The organism is Marinobacter sp. E2, from assembly GCF_055755345.1.
The window spans coordinates 3,704,998-3,724,634 of the sequence record NZ_CM146911.1 but is presented as its reverse complement, the minus strand read 5'-3'; the positions used below and the strand labels follow the sequence as shown (position 1 = coordinate 3,724,634).

17 protein-coding genes are annotated in these 19,637 nt (G+C 61.9%); 4 read left to right on the top strand and 13 right to left on the bottom strand.

Features of this window, described 5'->3' with window-relative positions:
- Positions 1-187: 187 nt before the first annotated feature.
- Complete coding sequence (locus tag AC0J1C_RS16970; protein ID WP_091988948.1) at positions 188-613, top strand: thioesterase family protein; 426 nt, start codon at positions 188-190, stop codon at positions 611-613.
- Here the strand turns inward: AC0J1C_RS16970 and AC0J1C_RS16965 are convergent.
- The 5 genes from AC0J1C_RS16965 to AC0J1C_RS16945 all read right to left on the bottom strand — a co-directional run bounded on the left by AC0J1C_RS16965 (position 599) and on the right by AC0J1C_RS16945 (position 6,599).
- Positions 599-1,936 (bottom strand): MATE family efflux transporter, encoded by a 1,338-nt coding sequence (locus AC0J1C_RS16965; protein WP_473044934.1) that lies wholly within the window; start codon positions 1,934-1,936, stop codon positions 599-601. The two genes, AC0J1C_RS16970 and AC0J1C_RS16965, sit on opposite strands and share 15 nt — an antisense overlap.
- A 220-nt stretch (positions 1,937-2,156) precedes the next feature.
- Positions 2,157-2,654 carry a thiol peroxidase gene (tpx, locus tag AC0J1C_RS16960; RefSeq protein WP_473044932.1) on the bottom strand — a complete coding sequence of 166 codons (498 nt, stop codon included), beginning with the start codon at positions 2,652-2,654 and terminating at the stop codon, positions 2,157-2,159.
- A gap of 309 nt (positions 2,655-2,963) precedes the next feature.
- Entirely contained in the window at positions 2,964-4,196 is a 1,233-nt protein-coding gene (locus AC0J1C_RS16955; protein ID WP_473044931.1) for a Bcr/CflA family multidrug efflux MFS transporter, read from the bottom strand.
- A 234-nt stretch (positions 4,197-4,430) separates the two neighbouring features.
- A complete protein-coding gene (locus AC0J1C_RS16950) occupies positions 4,431-5,342 on the bottom strand; it encodes a LysR family transcriptional regulator (RefSeq protein WP_473044930.1) in 912 nt (303 codons plus the stop codon).
- A 33-nt stretch (positions 5,343-5,375) separates the two neighbouring features.
- Entirely contained in the window at positions 5,376-6,599 is a 1,224-nt protein-coding gene (locus AC0J1C_RS16945; protein WP_473044929.1) for an alpha/beta hydrolase, read from the bottom strand.
- 131 nt (positions 6,600-6,730) lie between these two features.
- Here AC0J1C_RS16945 and AC0J1C_RS16940 point away from each other — a divergent pair, with 131 nt between their 5' ends.
- Entirely contained in the window at positions 6,731-7,402 is a 672-nt protein-coding gene (locus tag AC0J1C_RS16940) for a haloacid dehalogenase type II (RefSeq protein WP_473044927.1), read from the top strand.
- Positions 7,403-7,547: 145 nt separating this feature from the next.
- Here the strand turns inward: AC0J1C_RS16940 and AC0J1C_RS16935 are convergent, their stop codons facing one another.
- Positions 7,548-8,699, bottom strand: a complete 1,152-nt coding sequence (locus AC0J1C_RS16935) for an alpha/beta fold hydrolase (protein WP_473044926.1) — start codon at positions 8,697-8,699, stop codon at positions 7,548-7,550.
- Between the two features lie 183 nt (positions 8,700-8,882).
- Here AC0J1C_RS16935 and AC0J1C_RS16930 point away from each other — a divergent pair, with 183 nt between their 5' ends.
- Positions 8,883-9,776 carry an acyltransferase gene (locus AC0J1C_RS16930; RefSeq protein ID WP_473044925.1) on the top strand — a complete coding sequence of 298 codons (894 nt, stop codon included), beginning with the start codon at positions 8,883-8,885 and terminating at the stop codon, positions 9,774-9,776.
- Between the two features lie 7 nt (positions 9,777-9,783).
- On the opposite strand, the gene AC0J1C_RS16925 is transcribed toward AC0J1C_RS16930, so the two are convergent.
- The 3 genes from AC0J1C_RS16925 to AC0J1C_RS16915 form a co-directional block, all read right to left on the bottom strand.
- Positions 9,784-9,987, bottom strand: coding sequence for a hypothetical protein (locus tag AC0J1C_RS16925; protein WP_375192568.1), 204 nt, complete (start codon positions 9,985-9,987; stop codon positions 9,784-9,786).
- 73 nt (positions 9,988-10,060) lie between these two features.
- A complete protein-coding gene (locus AC0J1C_RS16920) occupies positions 10,061-12,046 on the bottom strand; it encodes a ribonuclease R family protein (protein WP_473044923.1) in 1,986 nt (661 codons plus the stop codon).
- A gap of 84 nt (positions 12,047-12,130) precedes the next feature.
- Positions 12,131-12,805 (bottom strand): Fe2+-dependent dioxygenase, encoded by a 675-nt coding sequence (locus tag AC0J1C_RS16915; RefSeq protein ID WP_473044922.1) that lies wholly within the window; start codon positions 12,803-12,805, stop codon positions 12,131-12,133.
- Between the two features lie 129 nt (positions 12,806-12,934).
- On the opposite strand from AC0J1C_RS16915, the gene AC0J1C_RS16910 reads away from it, so the two are divergent.
- Positions 12,935-14,110 carry a hypothetical protein gene (locus AC0J1C_RS16910; protein WP_473044921.1) on the top strand — a complete coding sequence of 392 codons (1,176 nt, stop codon included), beginning with the start codon at positions 12,935-12,937 and terminating at the stop codon, positions 14,108-14,110.
- 48 nt (positions 14,111-14,158) lie between these two features.
- Here the strand turns inward: AC0J1C_RS16910 and AC0J1C_RS16905 are convergent, their stop codons facing one another.
- The 4 genes from AC0J1C_RS16905 to AC0J1C_RS16890 all read right to left on the bottom strand — a co-directional run bounded on the left by AC0J1C_RS16905 (position 14,159) and on the right by AC0J1C_RS16890 (position 19,619).
- Positions 14,159-15,880, bottom strand: a complete 1,722-nt coding sequence (locus AC0J1C_RS16905) for a GGDEF domain-containing protein (RefSeq protein WP_473044920.1) — start codon at positions 15,878-15,880, stop codon at positions 14,159-14,161.
- Positions 15,881-15,985: 105 nt separating this feature from the next.
- Entirely contained in the window at positions 15,986-16,435 is a 450-nt protein-coding gene (locus tag AC0J1C_RS16900; RefSeq protein WP_473044919.1) for a DUF411 domain-containing protein, read from the bottom strand.
- 126 nt (positions 16,436-16,561) lie between these two features.
- Positions 16,562-19,171, bottom strand: coding sequence for a heavy metal translocating P-type ATPase (locus AC0J1C_RS16895; protein ID WP_473044918.1), 2,610 nt, complete (start codon positions 19,169-19,171; stop codon positions 16,562-16,564).
- Complete coding sequence (locus AC0J1C_RS16890) at positions 19,164-19,619, bottom strand: MerR family transcriptional regulator (RefSeq protein ID WP_473044917.1); 456 nt, start codon at positions 19,617-19,619, stop codon at positions 19,164-19,166. Before AC0J1C_RS16890 ends, AC0J1C_RS16895 begins: the two co-directional genes overlap by 8 nt.
- Between the last annotated feature and the right edge of the window lie 18 nt (positions 19,620-19,637).

The window sequence follows — 19,637 nt, the reverse complement described above, 5'->3', positions numbered from 1 at the left end:
CGTCACAGGGACGTGCCGCCAGGAGCGCGTTTTGGAAGGCCTTTCCCAACCATCACGCCGCCGCAGTCTGGCGCGCAAAGGTTTCATCTCAAGATAACCGATTTATACGGCAAGATCTCAGGATGAACACCAAAGTCGAAGGGCGTATCATTCACGCCCCAATGCCCAGCAAGAACAGGACACCCCAGTGGCCCGAATCAAACTCGCCTTCCCCGACGACGCCTTCTGCTTCGAAACCCGCATGCCCGTGCGCATCACCGACATCAACGGCGCCAACCACCTGGGCAACGACGCCCTGATCTCCATGCTCTCCGAAGCCCGCGCCCAGTTCCTGGTGAGCTACGGTCTTCAGGAAGCCGGCAAGGACGGCACCGGCATCATCGTCACCGACCTGGCCACCATGTACCAGTCGGAATCCTTCTTCCCGGAAATGCTGCGCTTTGAAGTGGGCGTGATGGACTTCAACAAGTACGGCGGGGATTTCGTGTTCCGGGTTACCAAGGCTGAAAGCGGACAGCCGGTGGCCCTGGCCAAGTATGGATTCGTGTTCTTCAACTACCAGCGCAAGGAAGTGGTGCCCATGCCCGAGAGCTTCCGCTCACGCTTTGCCTGAGGCCATCTCGGCCTTCAGCCGCGTCATACCCGCCCGATAGAAACTGTAGGCCATGGCGCCGGCGCACAGGTTGCCCACCAGGGCACCGCTCATCAGGCCATAGATGCCGTTAAGCTGGCTGCCAACCCACAGCAGAGGCAGGAAACACAGAAACAGCCGAAGGGTGGACACCAGCAGCGCCCGCATCGCCAGCCCCAGAGCATTGCACACCGACACCATCAGCATGCACACGCCCAGGCCACTGTAGCTCAGGGGCACACGCACCAGGTACCCGGCCAGCACCTCCTGAACCGCCTGGTCGCTGGAGAACAGCTCGGACACCAGCCCGGACGCGACCACCCAGATCAATCCAATGGCCAGCTGCCAGACCACCACAAAGCGCACCGCCAGCCGTACCAGCCGCCGGATCTGCTCAATGTCGCCGGCCCCCAGCATGCGACCAATCATTGGCGGCATGGACATGGTCAGCGCAAGCACCACCACAATCGAGAAAAACTCCAGACGGGTGCCCAGGCCCCAGGCGGCTACCGCAGCCGAGCCAAAGCCGGCCACCAGGGCGGTGGCAAGCATGGCCGAGACTGCCGGCATCAGCTGGCTGACCATGGCCGGGGCCATGATGCCGTTGAGCTGTTTGAGGGCCTTCCAGAGTGCCAGTTCCTGCAGGTCAAACCGCACCCAGTGCCGCTTCAGCAACTTGGGGTAGATCACCAGGCAGCCCATACCAAACGAGGTTACCGTGGCCCAGGCGGCACCGGGGAGGCCCCAGTCGAATACGAAGATGTAGAGCGGGTCCAGGGCAATGTTGGTGAGGCTGGTGGCGACCATCATGTACCCCGGCAGTCTGGTATCGCCGTGGGAGCGGCACACGCTGTAACCGAAATAGAGAAAGGCCCCGGTCCAGGCGGCGATCAGCCAGGGAATCCAGTACTGGTGAATGAGCGGCAACAGCGACTCTTCCGCGCCCAGGGCGGTCATGATCACTTTCTGCAGTAACCAGAGGGTGACGCAGATAACGAGTACCAGACTGCCGCCCACGGTGATGATCAGCCCGCCGAGCCGGAAGGCCCGCAGTTCGTCGCCGGCGCCGAGCGTGCGGGAGACGATGGCCGTGGTGGCAATGCCCAGGCCCACCTGCAGGCCGATGATCAACTGCTGCATCGGTAGTGTGAAGCCCAGGGCAGCCAGTGGGTCCCGGCCGAGCTGACCCACAAAGGCGCTGTCCGCCAACTGGAACGTCATCAGCGACAGCACCCCGAAGAGCATGGGCCAGGTCATGCTGTAGAGCTGGCGGGCCAGTGATGGGTTCTGGGTGGTGGTTTGCACGAGGTGTTGGGGGCCTTCGGTTTTTGGGGAGGGAATTCTAACAGGTCCGCGCCTCGGTGTTAGCAAAGCAGCCGGCACGGCTTTCCAAGACACGCCGTGAACCCGTCCATGGGGGCTTGGCATCGCCATCCCTGGCAATGCACAGTCTTGGAAAGCCGCGCCGGCTGCTTCGCCCGAACCCCGGCGATACGGCCAGCGGCCGGATCATTGATTGCCGACTTTATAATGCCTTCAAGGCGGCGTCGTAATCCGGCTCGTTCTTGATCTCGTCGACCAGCTGGCTGTGCAGGACCTTGTTGTTCTCGTCCAGTACCACCACCGCTCGGGCGCAGAGGCCGGCCAGGGGGCCGTTCTGGATGGCCACGCCGTAGTCCTGCTGGAAGCTGTAGTTGCGGAAGGTGGAGAGGGTTTCCACGTTCTTCAGGCCCTCGGCTCCGCAGAATCGGGCGGCGGCGAACGGCAGGTCGGCGGAGACGACCAGTACCACGGTGTTGTCCAGGTTGCCGGCTTTTTCGTTGAACTTGCGGGTGGAGGCGGCGCAAACGCCGGTATCGATGCTGGGGATGATGTTCAGGATCTTGCGCTTGCCGGCCCAGTTGTCCAGCTTCACTTCTTCCAGGCCGCTGTTGGTCAGGGTAAAGGGCGGGGCGTTGTCGCCTTGCTGCGGGAATTTGCCGCTCAGTTCCAGGGGGTTGCCGTCCAGGGTGACGCTGCTCATGGTGTGCTCCTTGGTGTCTGGGTGAGAGTCTTACGTACTCTGTGTAGACCACTTTGGATGATTTTGCATTCGGGCTTCGGTCAAGGGGCAGGCGGTGGATGGCTCTCGAAAACACGCTCCTTGCGGCACATCCCTGTGACGCTTGGCTGTCGCCCCTCAGCGCTAACTGCTCCTGCGTCGCACTGAGGGTCCTGGGCAGGCCATCCCTGACCAGCCCGTGAAGAGCTCTCGCTCTTCACCCCTGGCGACAGACAGTTTTCGAGAGCCATCCACCACCTGCCCCCAGAGTATCTGGGAAACTCGAAGCCCTCAGTTTTTTGCGAGCGAACGGAGACTTTCCTGAGTTTCAAAGCCCTTGGCCGGAAACCGCTGAACCAGCAGCAGGTAACAGGCCATCGCAAAGGCTGCGCAGGCGGCGATGATGGTGGCCATGACCAGGGAGGTGCCATCGTGCAGATGGCCGACGAGTACGCCGGCGAGGGCAGCGATGGCCATCTGGGTGAAGCCGAACAAGGCCGAGGCGGAGCCGGCCATGGAAGGGAAGTTGGCAAGGGCGCCGGCCATGGTCTGGGGCAGCACCATGCCGGTGCCGATCATGAACAGGGCCTGGGGCAGGATCACCGCCCAGACGTTGTACACCTCGCTGACGGCCAGCACCGCCATCAGGCTGCCGCCAGCGACGGCAATGATCAGCCCGCGAACGAGGATCTGGTCTGGCGACAGACGGCTGCCCAGGCGCACCGCTGTCAGGTTGCCGGTAATGTAGCCGGCTACCATGCAGGCGAAGTACAGACCGAACTGCTCCGTGGGCACGCCCAGGAAATCGATTAGCACGAACGACGAGCCGGACAGGAACGCGAACAGACCGGAGAAAATCAGTGCATTGGTCAGGGTATAGCCCAGAAAGCTGACATCCCTGGCGATCGTCCGGTAGTTACGCAGCAGGCTGCAGAGTTTCAGGGACTGGCGATGCTCCGGGCGCATGGGCTCGGGAATCCCGAAAGCTACCACCACCGCCATCACCAGCGCATAACCACCCAGCGCCAGAAACACCGAGGCCCAGCCCAGGTTGGCGGTCAGCAGGCCGCCGATAGTCGGCGCCACCGCCGGCGCCAGGGCCATGATGCTGGCCAGGATCGCCAGAATCTTCGCGGCCTCGCGAGGTGTATAAATGTCCCGGATCGCCGCCCGACCCAGAACCGGCCCGGCCGAGCCGCCCAGGGCCTGCAGGAACCGGCACAGGATCAGGGTTTCAATATTGGTGGCCAGGGCACAACCAATGCTGGCCAGGGCAAACAGCACGAACCCGCCAATCATGATCGGCTTGCGACCGAAACGGTCGGCCAGGGGCCCGCAGATCAACTGGGCGATGGCAAACCCGACCATGTACAGGCTGAGCGTCAACTGCACCTGATCAACGCCGGTTCCAAAGTCGGAACCGATCTGTGGCAGTGCCGGTAAATACATGTCCGTCGCCAATGGCCCCAGGGCTACGGCGGCGGCAAGTAATACGGTTGTCCAGACACTGGTCAAAGTCAGCATGGGTTTCCTGGTGCGTTGTTATCTCAAGAGTTCAACAGGTCGGGTCGGGTAGCGCTCTCCAAAACTGTAGAGGGCCATGGATGGCCCGAAACAAGCGCACATGGATGTGCTTGTAGCGTGTTTTGGAGAGCGCTACCCGACCCGGCCGATAGGGGAGTACAGGCAGTCTAGGGCAGGGGTGCGAAGAAGATAACGGCGAGAAAGCTCATACAACCTATGAGCAAAACTAATTGATTAATGCTTCAGGGCATTAAGCCCCGCCGCCACCGCATTCACCTGATTGCGCAGCCACTTGTGGGCCGGATCGTTCTGATTGCGGCGATGCCACAGCATCAGCAGGGTAAAAGGCTTGAAATCAAAGGGCAGGGGCACCCAGGCAAAATCCCGTAGCAGGTGCTGACTCATACCCTCCGGCGCCGTAGCCAGCATATCGGAACCGCGCAGAAACTCCGGCAGCCCCGAGAAGTTCGACACCGTCACCACATTGCGACGCACCATGCCCCGGGCCTCCATGGCGGTTTCCACCGTCGGCTTCTCACCGGTGGCAAACATCAGGGCAATGTGGTCCGCCTTCAGGTATTCCGGCAGGTCTGCCGGCGGCTGCCGCTGCGCCGGATCGTAGAACACCACCATGCGGTCGGCCATCAGGCCGCGCTGCATAATGTCCGTGGCTTCTGGCGCGTGGGGGGAAATCACCAGATCGCAGACATCCTTGCGCAACAGATCCGCCCGCGGAATTCCCGACGGAATCACCTGCACGCGGATACCCGGGGCTTCCCGGCGCAGGGTGCGCACCAGCCCCGGCAGCAACAGATCCCGCTGGTAGTCATTGGCCGCAATGGTAAACGTGAATTCCGCCGTGGCCGGGCTGAACGGCGGGCCTGCGGACAGGGACTGCAGATCGTCCAGGATCTGGCGCACGTGCGGGCCGGCCTGGAGCGCGTAACGGGTGGGCACGATGCCGCGCCCGGATTTCACGAACAGCGGGTCGCCCAGGGCCTGGCGCAGGCGCTCCAGGGTATGGCTGACCGCCGACTGGGTCACGCCCAGCCTGACCGCGGCGCGCGACACGCTGCCCTCATCCAGCACCGCCAGGAAGGTGGTGAGGGCGCGAAAATCCAGGTTCAATGTATCAATCGGGTTCATGAATGGCAGTCTAACCCGCCATCCCGTAAACCGCTACGGCGACGTAGCCCACCCGTTCGCCTTCAGAAAGGCCAGCATGCTACCGGCCAGTTCCGAGAACCAGGGATTGTAGGTCAGCCGGCTGGTGAACACCGGCCGCTCGGTGTCGTGCCATGCGCTGAACCAGAGCTCTTCCTCTGGCAGCTGCCGGCAGTCCTCCAGGGACAGGTTGTTGGGTTCCAGGCAGCGCTGCAGCGGTGCGCCCAGACCGTAAAGCTCGTTGTTTGGCGAAATCAGCAGCGACTGGTGGGAAAACTCAAGAATGTTGGCCTCGGGCAGATAGCTGTTCAGGAACTGGATGCGATCGTCCGCCATCGCTTCCGGCCAGGGATTCCGCGTATCCCGGAAAATCATCATGGTGTTGGCCGGGTGGGTGAAACGCTCCCGGAACCGGCTGACCAGATATTCCAGGTTGATCACCGAATCTGCCTCCGTGGCCGCCAGGAACAGCGGCATCTCCAGCGAATCAGGCTCCGAAATGCGCTTCTGGACCGCCGACATGATGATGTCGAGCTGACTGCCTGCATTGAAGGAAAACGACTCGTACTTGACCGGATTCAGCTCCGGCTCCTTCTCCACAAAGTCGCCGAACGCATCGGCAATGGGCGCCAGCCAGAGGTAATCCCGCAGGCCATTGAGCTGCCAGGCCGGGGCCACGGCGATCAGCCCCGCCGGCCGGGGCCCGTTGTCGGCCAGGGCGTAATCAGTTGCCAGTGCACCGCCCAGGGAAAACCCGCCAATGAAGGCTCGATCCACCGCCTGTGACAGGGCAGTGAAGTGATCCCGCACCTGCGCCCGCCAGACCTCGGCGCTGGCAGTCACCATATCGCCGGGCCGCGTGCCGTGACCCTGCAGCAAGAGCGTGCGGACCTCCACGCAATGCGCGGCCAGATACTCGGCCAGATCCCGGAACACAAACGGTGAATCGCTCAGGCCATGCACCAGCAGCAGCCCGGTGCGCTCGCCGGATGGGCAACCAGCCGCCGGCGCCCTCCGGAACGGCAGGTTCCATTCCACCTGCCGGTCGCGCTCAAAGCCGTTCACCGCCACAAGATTGGTGGCAACGAGAGCCCGCACCGATGCCACGTACCGATCAAAGTCCTCCACCGGCCCGGCAGAGAGCATCGATGGCCCGGGACGGTAAAGGTTTCCACCGGTTGCGCACGCTGTGGTGGCAGCCAGGGCAAGAGTGACAGTGAGGGTTCGGAAAATCGTCATGATTGGCCGGTCCACGGGGCTCCTCTGAATGATCATGCGGTTTTGGTTGCTCCGATTGAGCGATCGTTCAATATCGGCTAGTGTCTCTCAGATACGACAGCATAACCGCGACCGGATGAGGAGCCCGCACAATGACCATGACCCTGGCATTCGACGTATATGGCACCCTGGTGGATCCCATGGGCATGTCCCGCCTGCTGGCGCAGGACGCCGGCGACCGGGCCGAAGCGGTGGCTGCACTCTGGCGGGAAAAACAGCTGGAATTCTCGTTCCGGAAGGGCCTGATGAAAGTCTACGAAGACTTCGGCGCCTGCACCCGCCAGGCCCTGCGCTACGCAATGGCGACCCACAAGCTAGCGCTGTCTGACGACCGAGAGAATGCCCTGATGGGCGCCTACCTGTCGCTGCCCGCGTTCGACGATGCCTCGCCGGCGCTGAAAGGCCTGAAAGGAGACTACCCGCTGTTCGCGTTCTCCAACGGCAGCTATCCGGCCCTGGAGAATGTGCTCGGCCACAACCAGTTGCTGGACCAATTCGATGGTCTGGTCTCGGTAGATGACATCAAAAGCTTCAAACCCGATCCGGCCGTCTACACCCACGCCCGCAGGGCCACCGGGGCCTGGGACAAGCCACTGTGCCTGGTTTCGAGTAATGCCTGGGATGTGATTGGCGCAAGGGCAGCGGGGTTGCTGGCGGTCTGGGTGAAACGGGATCCGGACAAGGTGTTCGAGGACTGGGGAATCCAGCCCTCGGCGGTGATCAACAGTCTGTCAGAACTGAAATCGACCCTGAAAAACCTCTGAAGCCAGCGGAGGCAGGTGTTGGGGTGGGGTTTCCAAAACTGTAGAGGGCCATGGATGGCCCGAAACAAGCGCACAGGGATGTGCTTGTAGCGTGTTTTGGAAACCCCACCCCAACACCTGCCGGCATGCTCAAAGGTAAAACAGGTCAGTCCGACCGCTCGGCCAACCACTCAGCCATTGCCAGCCAGCTCTCCCGAGGCGCCTTGCTCCCCGCCAGAATCCCCATGTGCCCACCCGGCACCACCCGAAACGTCTTGTCGGTGGAACTCACATGATCCATCACCCGCTTGGCCGCGCCTTCGGTCACCAGCGTATCCTCGCGGCCGGCAATAGCCAGTAAGTTGGCACTCACATTGTCGAGCCTGGCAATGTCCTCGCCAATCTGGATCTCGCCCTTCGAGAGCTGATTATCGATCCATACCCGCACCATCGTGTCCTGAATCACCCCGCCGGGGTACGCCACCATACGGTCGAGGAACGCCGAGGTGGTGGCATGGTTGGTAACAAACTCGCGATCACCGAGCCGGATAATCAACTCCCAGTAGCTCATCACACTGGCGATCGGATTGGTGAGCTTGAAGCCAATGGTGTTGGCCCAGCCTGGTGTGTGGAACCAGTGCGGCTTCACATTGTGCAGGCGGAACCCGCTGCGCTTACGGATGAACCCCGCTACATCCGCCAGTCGCTGGTTCAGCAGCCCGAGGATGCCGGAAGCATGACTGTCGATGGGCGAGCCCAGCACAATGGCATTGCGCACGTGCTGATCGTTGCTCAGGGCCGAATAGAACAGGGTGAACATGCCGCCCATGCTCCAGCCATGCAGCGACAGCTCCTGCTCACCACTGTGCTCGCGCACCCGGTTCAGGTAGGCCGGCAGCAACTCCGCCACATAAGTGTGCAGGTTGTAGTGACTGTGCTCCCGGGTGGGAATGCCCCAGTCGATCAGATACACCTCAAAGCCCTTGGCCCGTAAAAAGCGCACCAGACTGCGCTGGGGAAACAGGTCGTAGATCAGCATGTTCACCGCCAGCGGCGGCACAATCACAATCGGCGTCTTGTGGGCCTTGCGCTCCACGGGGATGGTCTCGCCGTCCAGCTCGATAAAATCCTCGGCCAGGGGCGGGTAGTAGCGCAGACTTACCAGACCATCGGTGAACAGGGTTTCAAACGGCGTTTGCCCGGCCTGAACCAGGCTGGCCGCCCGGAACACCCGGTCGAAGGCGTTACCGGCGTAGAGTGTTGCCTGCCGGGACAGTCCTGCGGCGCGTTCAGCAGCAGATTTGACGAGATTGGGCATTGGGGTGTCCATGAAGAATCGAAAACTCAGGGTAGGGATTATCCATAGTCGGGCACCGGGTACCATGGCAAAACTGTCCAGATTGATGGGCAAACCGGTCACTTCCGGCCACTGCCCAATCTGGACTTGGGTTGGTATGATTGCACCCGATTTGGAAACAACAACCAGAAGAACAGGATTGCCATGCTCAGCTTTCTGCCTGCCCCCGTGATCGGTGTCATCAACTCAATCCTGCTGGGAATCAATACCCTGGTCTGGTGCGTCCTGCTGTACATCCCGGCCATCCTGAAGCTGATCATCCCGATCCACGGCTTCCGCGTGCTCTGCACCAAGGTGATTATCGCCATTGCCGAAGCCTGGGTGGCCTGCAACACCGGCTGGATGAAACTGACCCACGGCACCAAGTGGGAGGTGCAGGGGGCCGACAAGCTCAAACGTGAGAGCTGGTACCTGGTGCTGGCCAACCACCAGAGTTGGGTCGATATCTTTGCCATGCAGCGGGTGTTCAACCGACGGGCGCCGTTCCTGAAATTCTTCCTGAAGCAGCAGCTGATCTGGGTGCCGGTGATTGGCCTGGCCTGGTGGGGCCTGGATTTCCCGTTTATGAAGCGTTACACCCGGGAATACCTGATCAAGCACCCGGAAAAGCGCGGAGAAGACCTGCGCTCGACCCGCCGGGCCTGTGAGAAATTCCGCTACACGCCGGTCAGCGTGATGAACTTTGTGGAAGGCACCCGCTTCAGCCAGGCCAAACACGACAAACAGAAATCGCCCTACCGGCACCTGCTGACACCCAAGGCCGGCGGCGCCGCCTTTGTGCTGGATGCCATGGGTGATTCCATCCAGACCCTGGTGGACGTGACGATTGCCTACCCGGATGGCGCACCGACGTTCTGGGAATTTCTCTGTGGACGGGTGGGGGAAGTGAAGATGGAAATTCACACCCACGACATTCCCGACGAACTCAAAGGCCGGGACTATTCAACCGACGCGGAACACCGGCGGAACGTGAAGAACTGGCTGGCGGAGCAGTGGCAGGCCAAGGACGAGCGTCTGGAGCGGATGCTGGCCCGCTGAAACGGATTCAGCGGTCGGCATCGTCCTCCACCTCATCCGGGTGCTCACGCTTGTAGCGCTCCCACTCTTCCCAGTCGTGGGGAGTTCCGGCGTGGGGCCGGCGCAGGTGCCTGGCGTGCTCCATGGCGTTATGGCGCAGGCTGTGGTCCCGCTCTTCCTCGTCCTTGTCGAAGCCGTACTTCCTCAGAAATTCATCAGGACTGATGGGCATGGCGCACCTCCCTCAGCGGACAATGTGCTCAATCACGTCTCAAGGTTTACGATGCGCCTGCCCGGGTGGTTTTTCAACCGTTGTCCGAGCCTTCCGATACGCCGGTTTCCGGGGCTTCCACCAGTTTGAAATTGATCTGTCGACGCTCCTCGTCCACGCCGGTAAAGGTCACGGTTACCGGTTGCTCCAGCTGGAAAATCCGGCCGTTCTTGTTGTGGATAAGGCGCAGGGTGACCGGATCGAAGCTGTACTTGCCTTCCAGATCCTTGCAACTGACGAAGCCTTCCAGGCCGTTGGCGTCCAGGCGCACAAAGAAGCCGGCCGGCACGGTACGGCTGATTACTCCGGCCATGGGCGTCTCGCCCAGGGTTTTCGCGTAGTCGCTCTTGAGCCAGGCCTCCAGACTGTTGGCCGCCTGCCGGGCCCGCAGCTGGGCGTTCTGAAGCAGCTCCAACTGGCCGGCATTCAGTGGCTTCATGGGGGTATCCCACAGGGCGGCCTTGATCAGGCGGTGCACGTAAAAGTCCGTGAACTTGCGCAGCGGTGAGGTAAAGGTGGTGTAGGCACTCAGTCCCATGCCCTGATGGGGTGCGGGCTCAAAGCCCAGCTCCGCCCGGGCCAGCTGCCGGGACAGGATGGCTTTCACCGGCACTTCGGCTTCCAGGGATTCGGTCTCCTTCATCAGGGTCCGGAAACCCTCGGCCTGATGGGCATCCACGCCGGCCAGGTGTGGCGCGTGTGCTTCCAGCAGCGCCCGGATGTTGTCGGCGCGGTCGTCCCGCAGACCCGGGTGCTGGATAAACAGGCCCGAGGCCTGGCCCGTCAGGAAATCGGCGGCACAGCGGTTGGCCGCCACCATGCACTCCTCCACCAGGCGATGAGCCTCGTTCTGAACCGACGGCTCGATCAGGCGAATGCGCTTGTTCTCATCCAGGCGCAGCCGGAATTCCGGCCGGTCGGCGCTGAGCAGGGCGTGTTCGGCCCGCCATTTGCGCAGCGCCGTGGCGGCCTGGTGCAACTGGTCCAGGCTATTGGCCACCGGCTCCGGCAGGGCCTTGATCTCGTCATCTTCACGGCCTTCGATCAAATTGGAAACCAGCTCGTAGCTCAGCTTGCCCTTGGACTGGATCACCGCCTGATGAAAGCGGTAGTCGCCCAGGCTGCCGTCGTTGTTGACCTGGAGGTCACATACCAGTGCCAGGCGCCGTACCTCCGGCATCAGCGAACACAGCCGGGTGCTGAGGCTGTCCGGAAGCATTGGGAGGGGCTCGCCGGGAAAGTAAATGGCGGTGGCGCGGTTAAACGCCTCCTGTTCGGCGGGGCTGTCCGGTTCGATCACCGCGGTCGGATCGGCGATAGCAATGGACAGGGTCCAGCCGGTGGCGTTGGGTTCGGCCAGCAGGGCGTCGTCCATGTCCTGGGTGCCGGGGCTGTCGATGGTGACATAGGGGCGGTCGGTACGGTCTTCGCGGCCGGCTTCGCGGCTGGTCAGATCGCTTTCGGTCAGGGCGTCCGCCTGTTTCCGGACCGGCTCGGGCCAGGTGTCGGCCAGATCGAAGGTGGCCAGGGTAAAGGCGCGCTCGATGCCCGGTTCGCCGGCCTTGCCGATCACCCGCAGCACCCGGGCCTGGCCTTTGCCGTCCTTGATCGGATGCCGGTGAATCTGGCAATAGATGTAGTCGTCCTGCTGGGCATTCATCCGTTCCTTGGGCGGAATGAAGATCCAGCGGTTGATGCCCGGGGTTTCGGGCACCACGAAGTGGCCCTTGCCCTTGACCAGGTAGCGGCCAACGAAGGTGTTCAGCCGGGTCTCCAGCAGCTCATCCACCACGCCCTGGGTTTTGCCTTTCTCCACCTCATGCTCGGTGACATTGACCCGGTCCCCGGGCAACACCTTCTGCATTTCCTCTGGCGGCAGGAACACGTCGCGCCCCTCGTCCAGAGCCACAAATCCGAAGCGCCCGTTGGTGGCTTTGACGGTGCCGGGAAAAACCACCTTGTTTTCCTTGATATCGGATTTCAGCTGGCGCAACTGGCTAAGGGCGTCGGCATTGAGCATGGAGTAAACCTGGCTGGGAAAAATGAATGATGGGGCGGAGTATAACGGTTATGGCGCCATGCGTCAGATACCCGGTGTCAGCCTTCAGATTTCAGCCCAGAAACGCTGCAGGTTGGCCAGGGATTTGGTCAGCAGGTCGAATTCCGCGGTCTTGCCTTCCCGCTCGAACAGCTGCCTGCGGGCGGTATCGATGTCGAACAGCACCTCCCGCTGGGCCGGATCGCGGATGGTGCTCTGGATCCAGCCGATGGCCACGCGGCGCTGGCCTCGAGTGACCGGTTGCACCCGGTGCAGCGTAGAGGAGGGATAAATTACCGCCGCCCCGGCAGGCAACTTGTAGGACTGCTCACCGGCCGTGGTATCAGTCACCAGTTCGCCGCCGTCGTAGCTGTCGGGGTCGTCCAGGAACAGGGTAAAGGAGATGTCGGTGCGCAGCCGGCCGTCGCCACGTCCCATGACCGGATCATCCACATGGTTGCCGTAGGTCATGCCATCTCGATAGCGGCTGAACAGCAGAGGTGTCATTTTCGCCGGTCGCACCGCCATCTGGAACAGCGGGTGGCTCGTGAGTGCTTTTTCCACCTCCGTCCGGAGCGCCCTGGCGGTGTCACTGGCCATGGCCATTTGCTCGTTGTTCTTCACCAGCCGGGCGTGCCAGCCCGCGGTTTTGCGACCGTCCTCAAAGTGGCCGTCGTCCAGCGCTGCCCGGACGCGGGTCAGTTGTTCGTGGTTCAGGATGTCGCTGATGCAGAGAATCATCGGGTCTCCAGTTCTTAATGGGAATAATTTGCAATCACTATATAGTTTAGAGCATCATGCACGACCATGTCAGAACCATCAATAATACCGTCATGGAAAGAGCGTGGCGGGCTTTTTCAGGAGAGAAGGATGAACAACCAGAAGCTGAAACTCTGGACCGGCATCGGCATGGCGACCCTGCTGGCCAGCTCCGGCGCGATGGCAGACCAGCACGGTGGAGAGCACCACGACGAAATGATGACCTCCGGTGCCCACGGCGGCGAGGGCGGTGAAGGTGGTGAGCACCACGGTGGAGAAGGTGGTGAAAAGTCCACTCACGGCGGTGAGGGTGGCGAGAACCACGGCGGCGAAGGTGGTGAAAAGTCGGCCCACGGTGGTGAGGGTGGCGAACACCATGGCGGTGAAGGCGGTGAAAAGTCTGCCCACGGTGGTGAAGGTGGCGAAAACCATGGCGGCGAAGGTGGCGAAAAGTCTGCCCACGGCGGTGAAGGTGGCGAACACCACGGCGGCGAAGGCGGTGAAGCCCATGGTGGTGAAGCCGGTGCCGCGTTCAGCTACTTCGCGGCTGGTGGCGAAGGCGGTGAAGGTGGCGAAGGCGGAGAAGGCGGAGAAGGCGGAGAAGGCGGAGAAGGTGGCGAAGGCGGTGAGGCCGGAAGCGCCATATCTTCCGTCAAGTCCGACGGCGCCTACGTGGCCATGCTGCACATGATGCAGGGCCATCTCATGGCGGCCCGGGAACTGATCAAGGCCGGCAATGTGGCCGAGGGCCGTCCGCATCTGACCCACCCCTGGGCAGAAGTGTATCCGATGGCCGATGCCGGCCTGGAAAGCCGGGGCCAGAACACCCTTGGCAAGCACCTGAAAGCGCTGGCAGAGAACGCCGGCAAGGTGGAGAAATGGGGTGACACCAGCAAAACCTTCCAGGCAGCCTGGGTAGACATCGAAAAAGCCATCAAGTCGGTGGATGGCCAGAGTGCTGGCAGCGTCTCCAAGGTTGTGCTGTCGCTGACCAAGCAAGCGGTTCTGGAATACGACGAAGCGCTGGAAGACGGGCGCTTTGTAGCGGAGCATGAGTACCAGGATGGCCGTGGCTTTGTGCTGACTGCCCAGGATTACCTGAAGAACAACCAGGGGATGCTGAAAAAGCAGAACAAGGAAGCCTGGCGCGATGCTGAAAAGGCCCTGAGTGAGTTGCAGAAGGCCTGGCCGACAGCGCTGCCGCCGAAGCAGCCTGCCATGTCGGTTGCCAACCTGTATTCGGCCCAGGCTCGCCTGGAGCTGGCACTGGCACCGTACCTCTACTGAGGTGGTGAACGGCCGGGGCCTATGGCCCCGGCATTCCTGCCCCTACCCTCAGCTTTCGGCGCCAGCCCTGGCATCCCCGGAAGCATCAATACAGACCTGATTGCGACCGTTGGCCTTGGCCCGGTAAAGTGCGCGGTCGGCGTTTCTCAGAATGTCGTCCATGGTGTCATCGGGTGAGCAGAAATAACCGCCGATGCTCACGGTCACCGCGGTTCCGGTTTTCCGGCTTTCCTGTTCCACAGACGCGTGAATGCGACGGGCAATACGAGTCAGCGTGTCTTGATCACAGGGCGACAGCACCACCACGAACTCATCGCCGCCCCAGCGTCCCGGATGATCGTAGGGCCGCACGCCCGCCTTCAGCCAGAGTGCCACCCGGCAGAGGATCTGGTCACCCGCCTGGTGTCCCAGCTCATCGTTCACGCTCTTGAAGTGGTCAATATCCAGCCAGATGATACCGAAGCCCGTGCCCTGGCGCTGGGCCCTCTGGATTTCCTCATCCAGGATCTCGTCGAGGCCCCGGCGGTTCTTCAGGCCGGTCAGCGGGTCGATGCGGGCGAGGCGATTCAGCTCCTCGGTGCGTTGGGCCACCTTGGCTTCCAGCTCCCGGGTGGACTGGCCCAGTGTTTGTGTCATTTTTTCAAAATGATCCGCCAGCCAGCCGATTTCATTGTCAGGTTTGTCCAGCCGTGGCAGGTCAAAGCTGCCTTCGCGAACCTTTTCCACGGCTCGCTCAAGGCCCATGATCGGCTTGAGAATGCGGGATTGGATAATCAGGTGAAACACCACCAGGGTGACCAGCAGGGCGGCCAGAAAAACCGCCACCAATGGCCATAGATAGCTCTGGGGCAGCAGGGTGTTGAGATCCAGCAGGGTAATCTCGAACCAGCCGATGGCCGGCAGGAAGGCCACCCCGGCCAGGTGCTTGCGCCCGTCCACGGTGACAAACCCGCTTTCTACGTGCCCCGCTTCGGTACTGCGTTTCTTGAGCAGCTGGAGCATGCCCAGGATCTGTTGCTTGTCCTGAGGGTCATCAAACAGCAGGTCGACGGTGTTTTTCTGGCCTTCAGGCTTGATGATGCTGGCAAAATCGATGTAATTGCGGTCGCGGTAGAGCTGGATGGCGCCGTTGTAATCGACAAACAGGGTGGTGATGCCTTCCTGACCAATGTCGACGATGTCCTGCAGGAAGCTGTCGAGGTTCAGGCCGGTGCCCACCATGCCGACAATGGTGCCTTCCTGGTTCCGCATGAGGACGTCGATCCAGAGCTTGGTTACGCCTAGCTCGGTGTCGGGGTTCACGTTCAGGTGGAAATCCCGGCCTTCCTCAATCAGCTGGAAGAACCAGGCGTCGTCGGGTTTTTCCGGATCCAGGACATAGCGGAACTGCTCACCCGCGTATTCATTGGCGGCATTGTTGTAGTAATAATGGCCGTTGGCCACCAGGGCGACGAAGTAGCTGTTGTCCCGGAAACTGGCGCGAAAGCTTTCCATCTGCTGGATGGCGGTGTTCTTCAGGGAGGCGTCGTCGGGATTTTGCGCCCACTCGACCAGCGCCGATGAGCGTGCCATCTGTTTGGCAAGACCGATTTCCCGCTCCAGCGATTGCAGCAGGCGGGCGCTGTCGTAGCGCACCTGGATTTCCGCTACCTGCTGGCCCCAGCGCTCAATGATGTCTTCCGACAATTCGCGGTAGGCCAGCCAGGAAGCCACCGATGCCACGATGATCAGGCTGGCGGCCAGACCGAGAATTCGGGTTTTCAGGCTCAACGAGGGTCCCTCTCCGTTCGTTCCGTATCTGCTGGGTCGGGTTCATGATAGAACACCGATTGGCCAGAGTGTAGAAAAAACGGACAGGGAGACCGGTTGCTCCGCTCAGTTGTGCTCGGAGAAAATCCGGGTTTGCCCGGCGTCGTTGAACAGGATCACCTTGTAGTGGTCCTTGCGGTCACCCATCTCCATGCCCGGGGAGCCGGCAGGCATGCCGGGCACGCTGAGGCCGGTGGCCTGCGGTGCTTCACTGAGCAGTCGCCGGATGTCCTGTGCCGGCACATGGCCTTCAATCACGTAATCACCCACGAAAGCCGTGTGGCAGCTGCCCAGACCGGGCAGCAGGCCGGCATCCACCTTGATTTTGCCCATGTCGTTGGTGTTGGTGGCCTTCACGTCAAAGCCATTGTCTTCCAGATGCTTGACCCAGTCGGTGCAGCAGCCGCAGGTGGGAGACTTGTACACGTGAATGCTCTGGGCGGTACCGGCGGCCAGGGCAGAGGTACTGAATCCGAGAGCTGCCATCAGGCCCAGGGCCAGAGTGTGTTTTTTCATCGCTGTTACCTCAGTGGTGGTGTTGATCGTTGTTGGTGCCAGTTGAGCCGGAGCCGGACAGCCAGAACCACCAGACGATGGCGGCCATCAGAGCCAGTCCTCCGACGTTGACCAGTAGAGATTCCATCAGTTCCGCTCCTCTTTCAGGGTGGCTGTCTGCCCGGGGGCATCCAGGGTTGGCCGTTGGCTGGTCCGGAACAGACGCAGCCGGTTGGCATTCGACACCACCGTCACCGAGGACAGGGACATGGCGGCGCCGGCCAGAATCGGGCTCATCAGTATTCCCCAGATAGGGTAGAGCAGCCCGGCAGCCACCGGAATACCCATAGTGTTGTATATGAACGCACCAAACAGGTTCTGGTGAATGTTCTTTACGGTAGCGCGGGAAATCTCGATGGCGTCCGGCACCCCGTGCAGTGACCCACGCATCAGCGTGATGCCGGCGCTCTCGATGGCCACATCCGTGCCGGTGCCGATGGCAAAACCCACATCGGCGGCGGCCAGGGCCGGGGCGTCGTTGATGCCATCGCCCACCATGGCCACGGTGTAGCCTTTGCCGCGCATTTCGCTCACCACTTCCGCCTTGTCTTCGGGCAGCACTTCGGCCCGGTAATCGTCGATACCCGCCTTCGCGGCAATGGCGCGGGCGGTGGCGTCCACGTCCCCCGTGACCATCATCACCCGGATCCCGGCATCGTGCAGACGGCGAATGGCGTCCTTGGAATCGGGCTTGATGGCATCGGCGACACCGATCACCCCGAGGGCGCGGGTGCCCAGCGCCAGGAACAGCGGCGTACCGGCTTCGGAGGCCACGGTGTCCGCGGAATCGGCCAGCGCCCCAAGATCAATGCCCCGGCTCTCCAGCCACCGGCGGTTGCCCAGTCGCAGGGGCTGGCCGTCAAACTGGCCTTCCACACCCTTGCCGTTGTGGGCCTCAAAGCCGCTGACCCTGTCCGGGCGAACGCCCTGTTCCCGAGCCTTCGCGAGGATGGCTTCGGCCAGCGGGTGCTCGGAATGCTGTTCCAGTCCAGCGGCCAGGGCCAGCAGTCGATGGTCGTCGCCGTCTATGCTGTAGAGGCGGGTGACGGTGGGATGGCCTTCGGTGATGGTGCCGGTCTTGTCCAGAATCACCAGATCCAGCTTGCCCGCCGTTTGCAGGGCGTCTCCCTGACGGATCAGCGCACCGTACTCGGCGGCCTTGCCAACCCCGACCATCACAGACATGGGTGTGGCCAGGCCCAGGGCGCAGGGGCAGGCAATGATCAGTACCGTGGTGGCGGCGACCATCATGTGCACAATTGCAGGCTCCGGCCCCACGTTGTACCAGACCAGTGCCGAGACAATAGCAATCAGCATGACCGTGGGCACAAACACCGCGGAAATCTTGTCGGCCAGCCGGCCGATGGCGGGCTTGGAGCCCTGGGCTTTCTTCACCAGCCGGATGATCTGCGCCAGTGCGGTTTCGCTGCCTACACGCGTAGCCTCGTACACGATGGAACCATGAGTGTTCATGGTGCCGGCAGACACCTCGTCGCCACTTGCCTTGCTAACGGGCATCGGCTCGCCGGTCAGCATGCTCTCGTCGATGCGGGTCGAGCCTTCGGCGATCACACCATCCACCGGCAGTTTCTCTCCGGGACGTACCCGGATGTGATCGCCCTTGCGAACCTCTTCCACCGGAATATCCCGCTCTTCGCCGTCGCGGATAACCCGGGCCGTTTTCGCCCGGAGGTCCAGCAACCGGCGCACCGCCTCAGAGGTCTTGCCCTTGGCCCGCAGTTCCAGGGCCTGACCCAGGTTGATCAGGCCGATGATCATCGCGGACGCCTCGAAATAGACATGCCGGGCCATTTCCGGTAGCGCGCCGGGCACACTGGCAACCACCATGGAATAAAGCCAGGCGGTCCCGGTACCCAGGGCAATCAGGGTGTCCATATTCGCGTTGTGATGCCGGAAGGCCTTCCAGGCCCCGGTGAAGTAGTGCCCACCGGTGGCCGCCATCACCACCAGAGTCAGCAGGCCCAGGCCGAGCCAGGCGCCCTGGTTGGCCCCGGTAACCATCATGGAGCCAAAGCCCATACCCCAGACCATCAGACCCACGCCGAGGGTCAGGCTGACGGCCATCTTGGCCAGCAGGACCCGGTATTGCTTGCGATCCTCGGCCTGTTTCCGGTCGTCGGCCTCGTCTTCGTCCTCAATCACGCGGGCCCCGTAGCCGGCGCTTTCAACCGCCTGAACGAGAGCCGCCGGATCGGCGTCGCCCGAGGCCGTCGCGGTATTGTCCGCCAGGTTCATATGGGCATGGTGCACGCCCTTGACCGACAGCAATGCCTTCTCGATGGTATTCACGCAGGAAGCGCAGGTGGCCCCGCTGACTGACAGATGGACCTGATCGTGTTCCGCAGCCGGCGTTTCCCCGGTGGCGCTATCGGCTTCGGGGGTGTCGTTCGCAGGCGAATGCGCCTTGTCTTTTTGCCCCCCGCCGGCACAGCAACTGGCAGGTTCAGGATTTGTTTCCAGTGGCTGTGCGGGGTAACCGGTCTCGGTCACGATCCGGGCCGCCTCGGTGGCATCAATGCCCTCCGGCAGCGCTACCGTCTGGTTGGCCAGATCCACCTCAACCAGGTCGGCATCGCCGGTCAGTGATTCCAGGGCGTTGCGAATCTTCTTCGCGCACCCCTGGCAAGAGGCCCCGGAAATACTGAGAGCGGTTTGTATAACAGGTGCATCATTCATTCGAGGTCACCTCCTCGTAGTCTTCTGACGGGCAGCAAGACTCTGCATCGTCCCAGTGTTCAATCAAGCGACAAATGGTGTGGCCGTCCGGCGTGCCATCCGGCATGTCCTGCCAGGCAGCCAGCGCTGAAGTCATCCGTTTACGCAGTTGCTGCAATTCCCGGATTTCCCGCTCAACCTCCGCCAGACGCTGCTGAAAGACGTCCCGCACCATCGGGCAGGGCGAATTGTGATCATCAGCCTGATCCAGAATCTCCCGGATCTCGGGCAGCGAAAAGCCCAGCTGCCGGGCCTTGCGAGCAAAACGTAGCCGGCGCAGATCCTCGGTGTCGTACTGCTGGTAGTTGTTGTCCGGATTCCGGGTCGGGCTGAGCAGCTTCTCCCGGGTGTAGAACCGAACGGTATCCGGATTCACGCCTGCGGCTTCTGCAATCTCTTTTACTTTCATCGTCTTTTCACCCAGCCA

Bases quoted from the DNA above. Each gene is read 5' to 3' on its own strand.
- tpx (WP_473044932.1), bottom strand. From the start codon at position 2,654: ATGAGCAGCGTCACCCTGGACGGCAACCCCCTGGAACTGAGCGGCAAA.
- AC0J1C_RS16955 (WP_473044931.1), bottom strand. From the start codon at position 4,196: ATGCTGACTTTGACCAGTGTCTGGACAACCGTATTACTTGCCGCCGCC.
- AC0J1C_RS16950 (WP_473044930.1), bottom strand. From the start codon at position 5,342: ATGAACCCGATTGATACATTGAACCTGGATTTTCGCGCCCTCACCACC.
- AC0J1C_RS16945 (WP_473044929.1), bottom strand. From the start codon at position 6,599: ATGACGATTTTCCGAACCCTCACTGTCACTCTTGCCCTGGCTGCCACC.
- AC0J1C_RS16940 (WP_473044927.1), top strand. From the start codon at position 6,731: ATGACCATGACCCTGGCATTCGACGTATATGGCACCCTGGTGGATCCC.
- AC0J1C_RS16935 (WP_473044926.1), bottom strand. From the start codon at position 8,699: ATGCCCAATCTCGTCAAATCTGCTGCTGAACGCGCCGCAGGACTGTCC.
- AC0J1C_RS16930 (WP_473044925.1), top strand. From the start codon at position 8,883: ATGCTCAGCTTTCTGCCTGCCCCCGTGATCGGTGTCATCAACTCAATC.
- AC0J1C_RS16925 (WP_375192568.1), bottom strand. From the start codon at position 9,987: ATGCCCATCAGTCCTGATGAATTTCTGAGGAAGTACGGCTTCGACAAG.
- AC0J1C_RS16920 (WP_473044923.1), bottom strand. From the start codon at position 12,046: ATGCTCAATGCCGACGCCCTTAGCCAGTTGCGCCAGCTGAAATCCGAT.
- AC0J1C_RS16915 (WP_473044922.1), bottom strand. From the start codon at position 12,805: ATGATTCTCTGCATCAGCGACATCCTGAACCACGAACAACTGACCCGC.
- AC0J1C_RS16910 (WP_473044921.1), top strand. From the start codon at position 12,935: ATGAACAACCAGAAGCTGAAACTCTGGACCGGCATCGGCATGGCGACC.
- AC0J1C_RS16900 (WP_473044919.1), bottom strand. From the start codon at position 16,435: ATGAAAAAACACACTCTGGCCCTGGGCCTGATGGCAGCTCTCGGATTC.
- AC0J1C_RS16895 (WP_473044918.1), bottom strand. From the start codon at position 19,171: ATGAATGATGCACCTGTTATACAAACCGCTCTCAGTATTTCCGGGGCC.
- AC0J1C_RS16890 (WP_473044917.1), bottom strand. From the start codon at position 19,619: ATGAAAGTAAAAGAGATTGCAGAAGCCGCAGGCGTGAATCCGGATACC.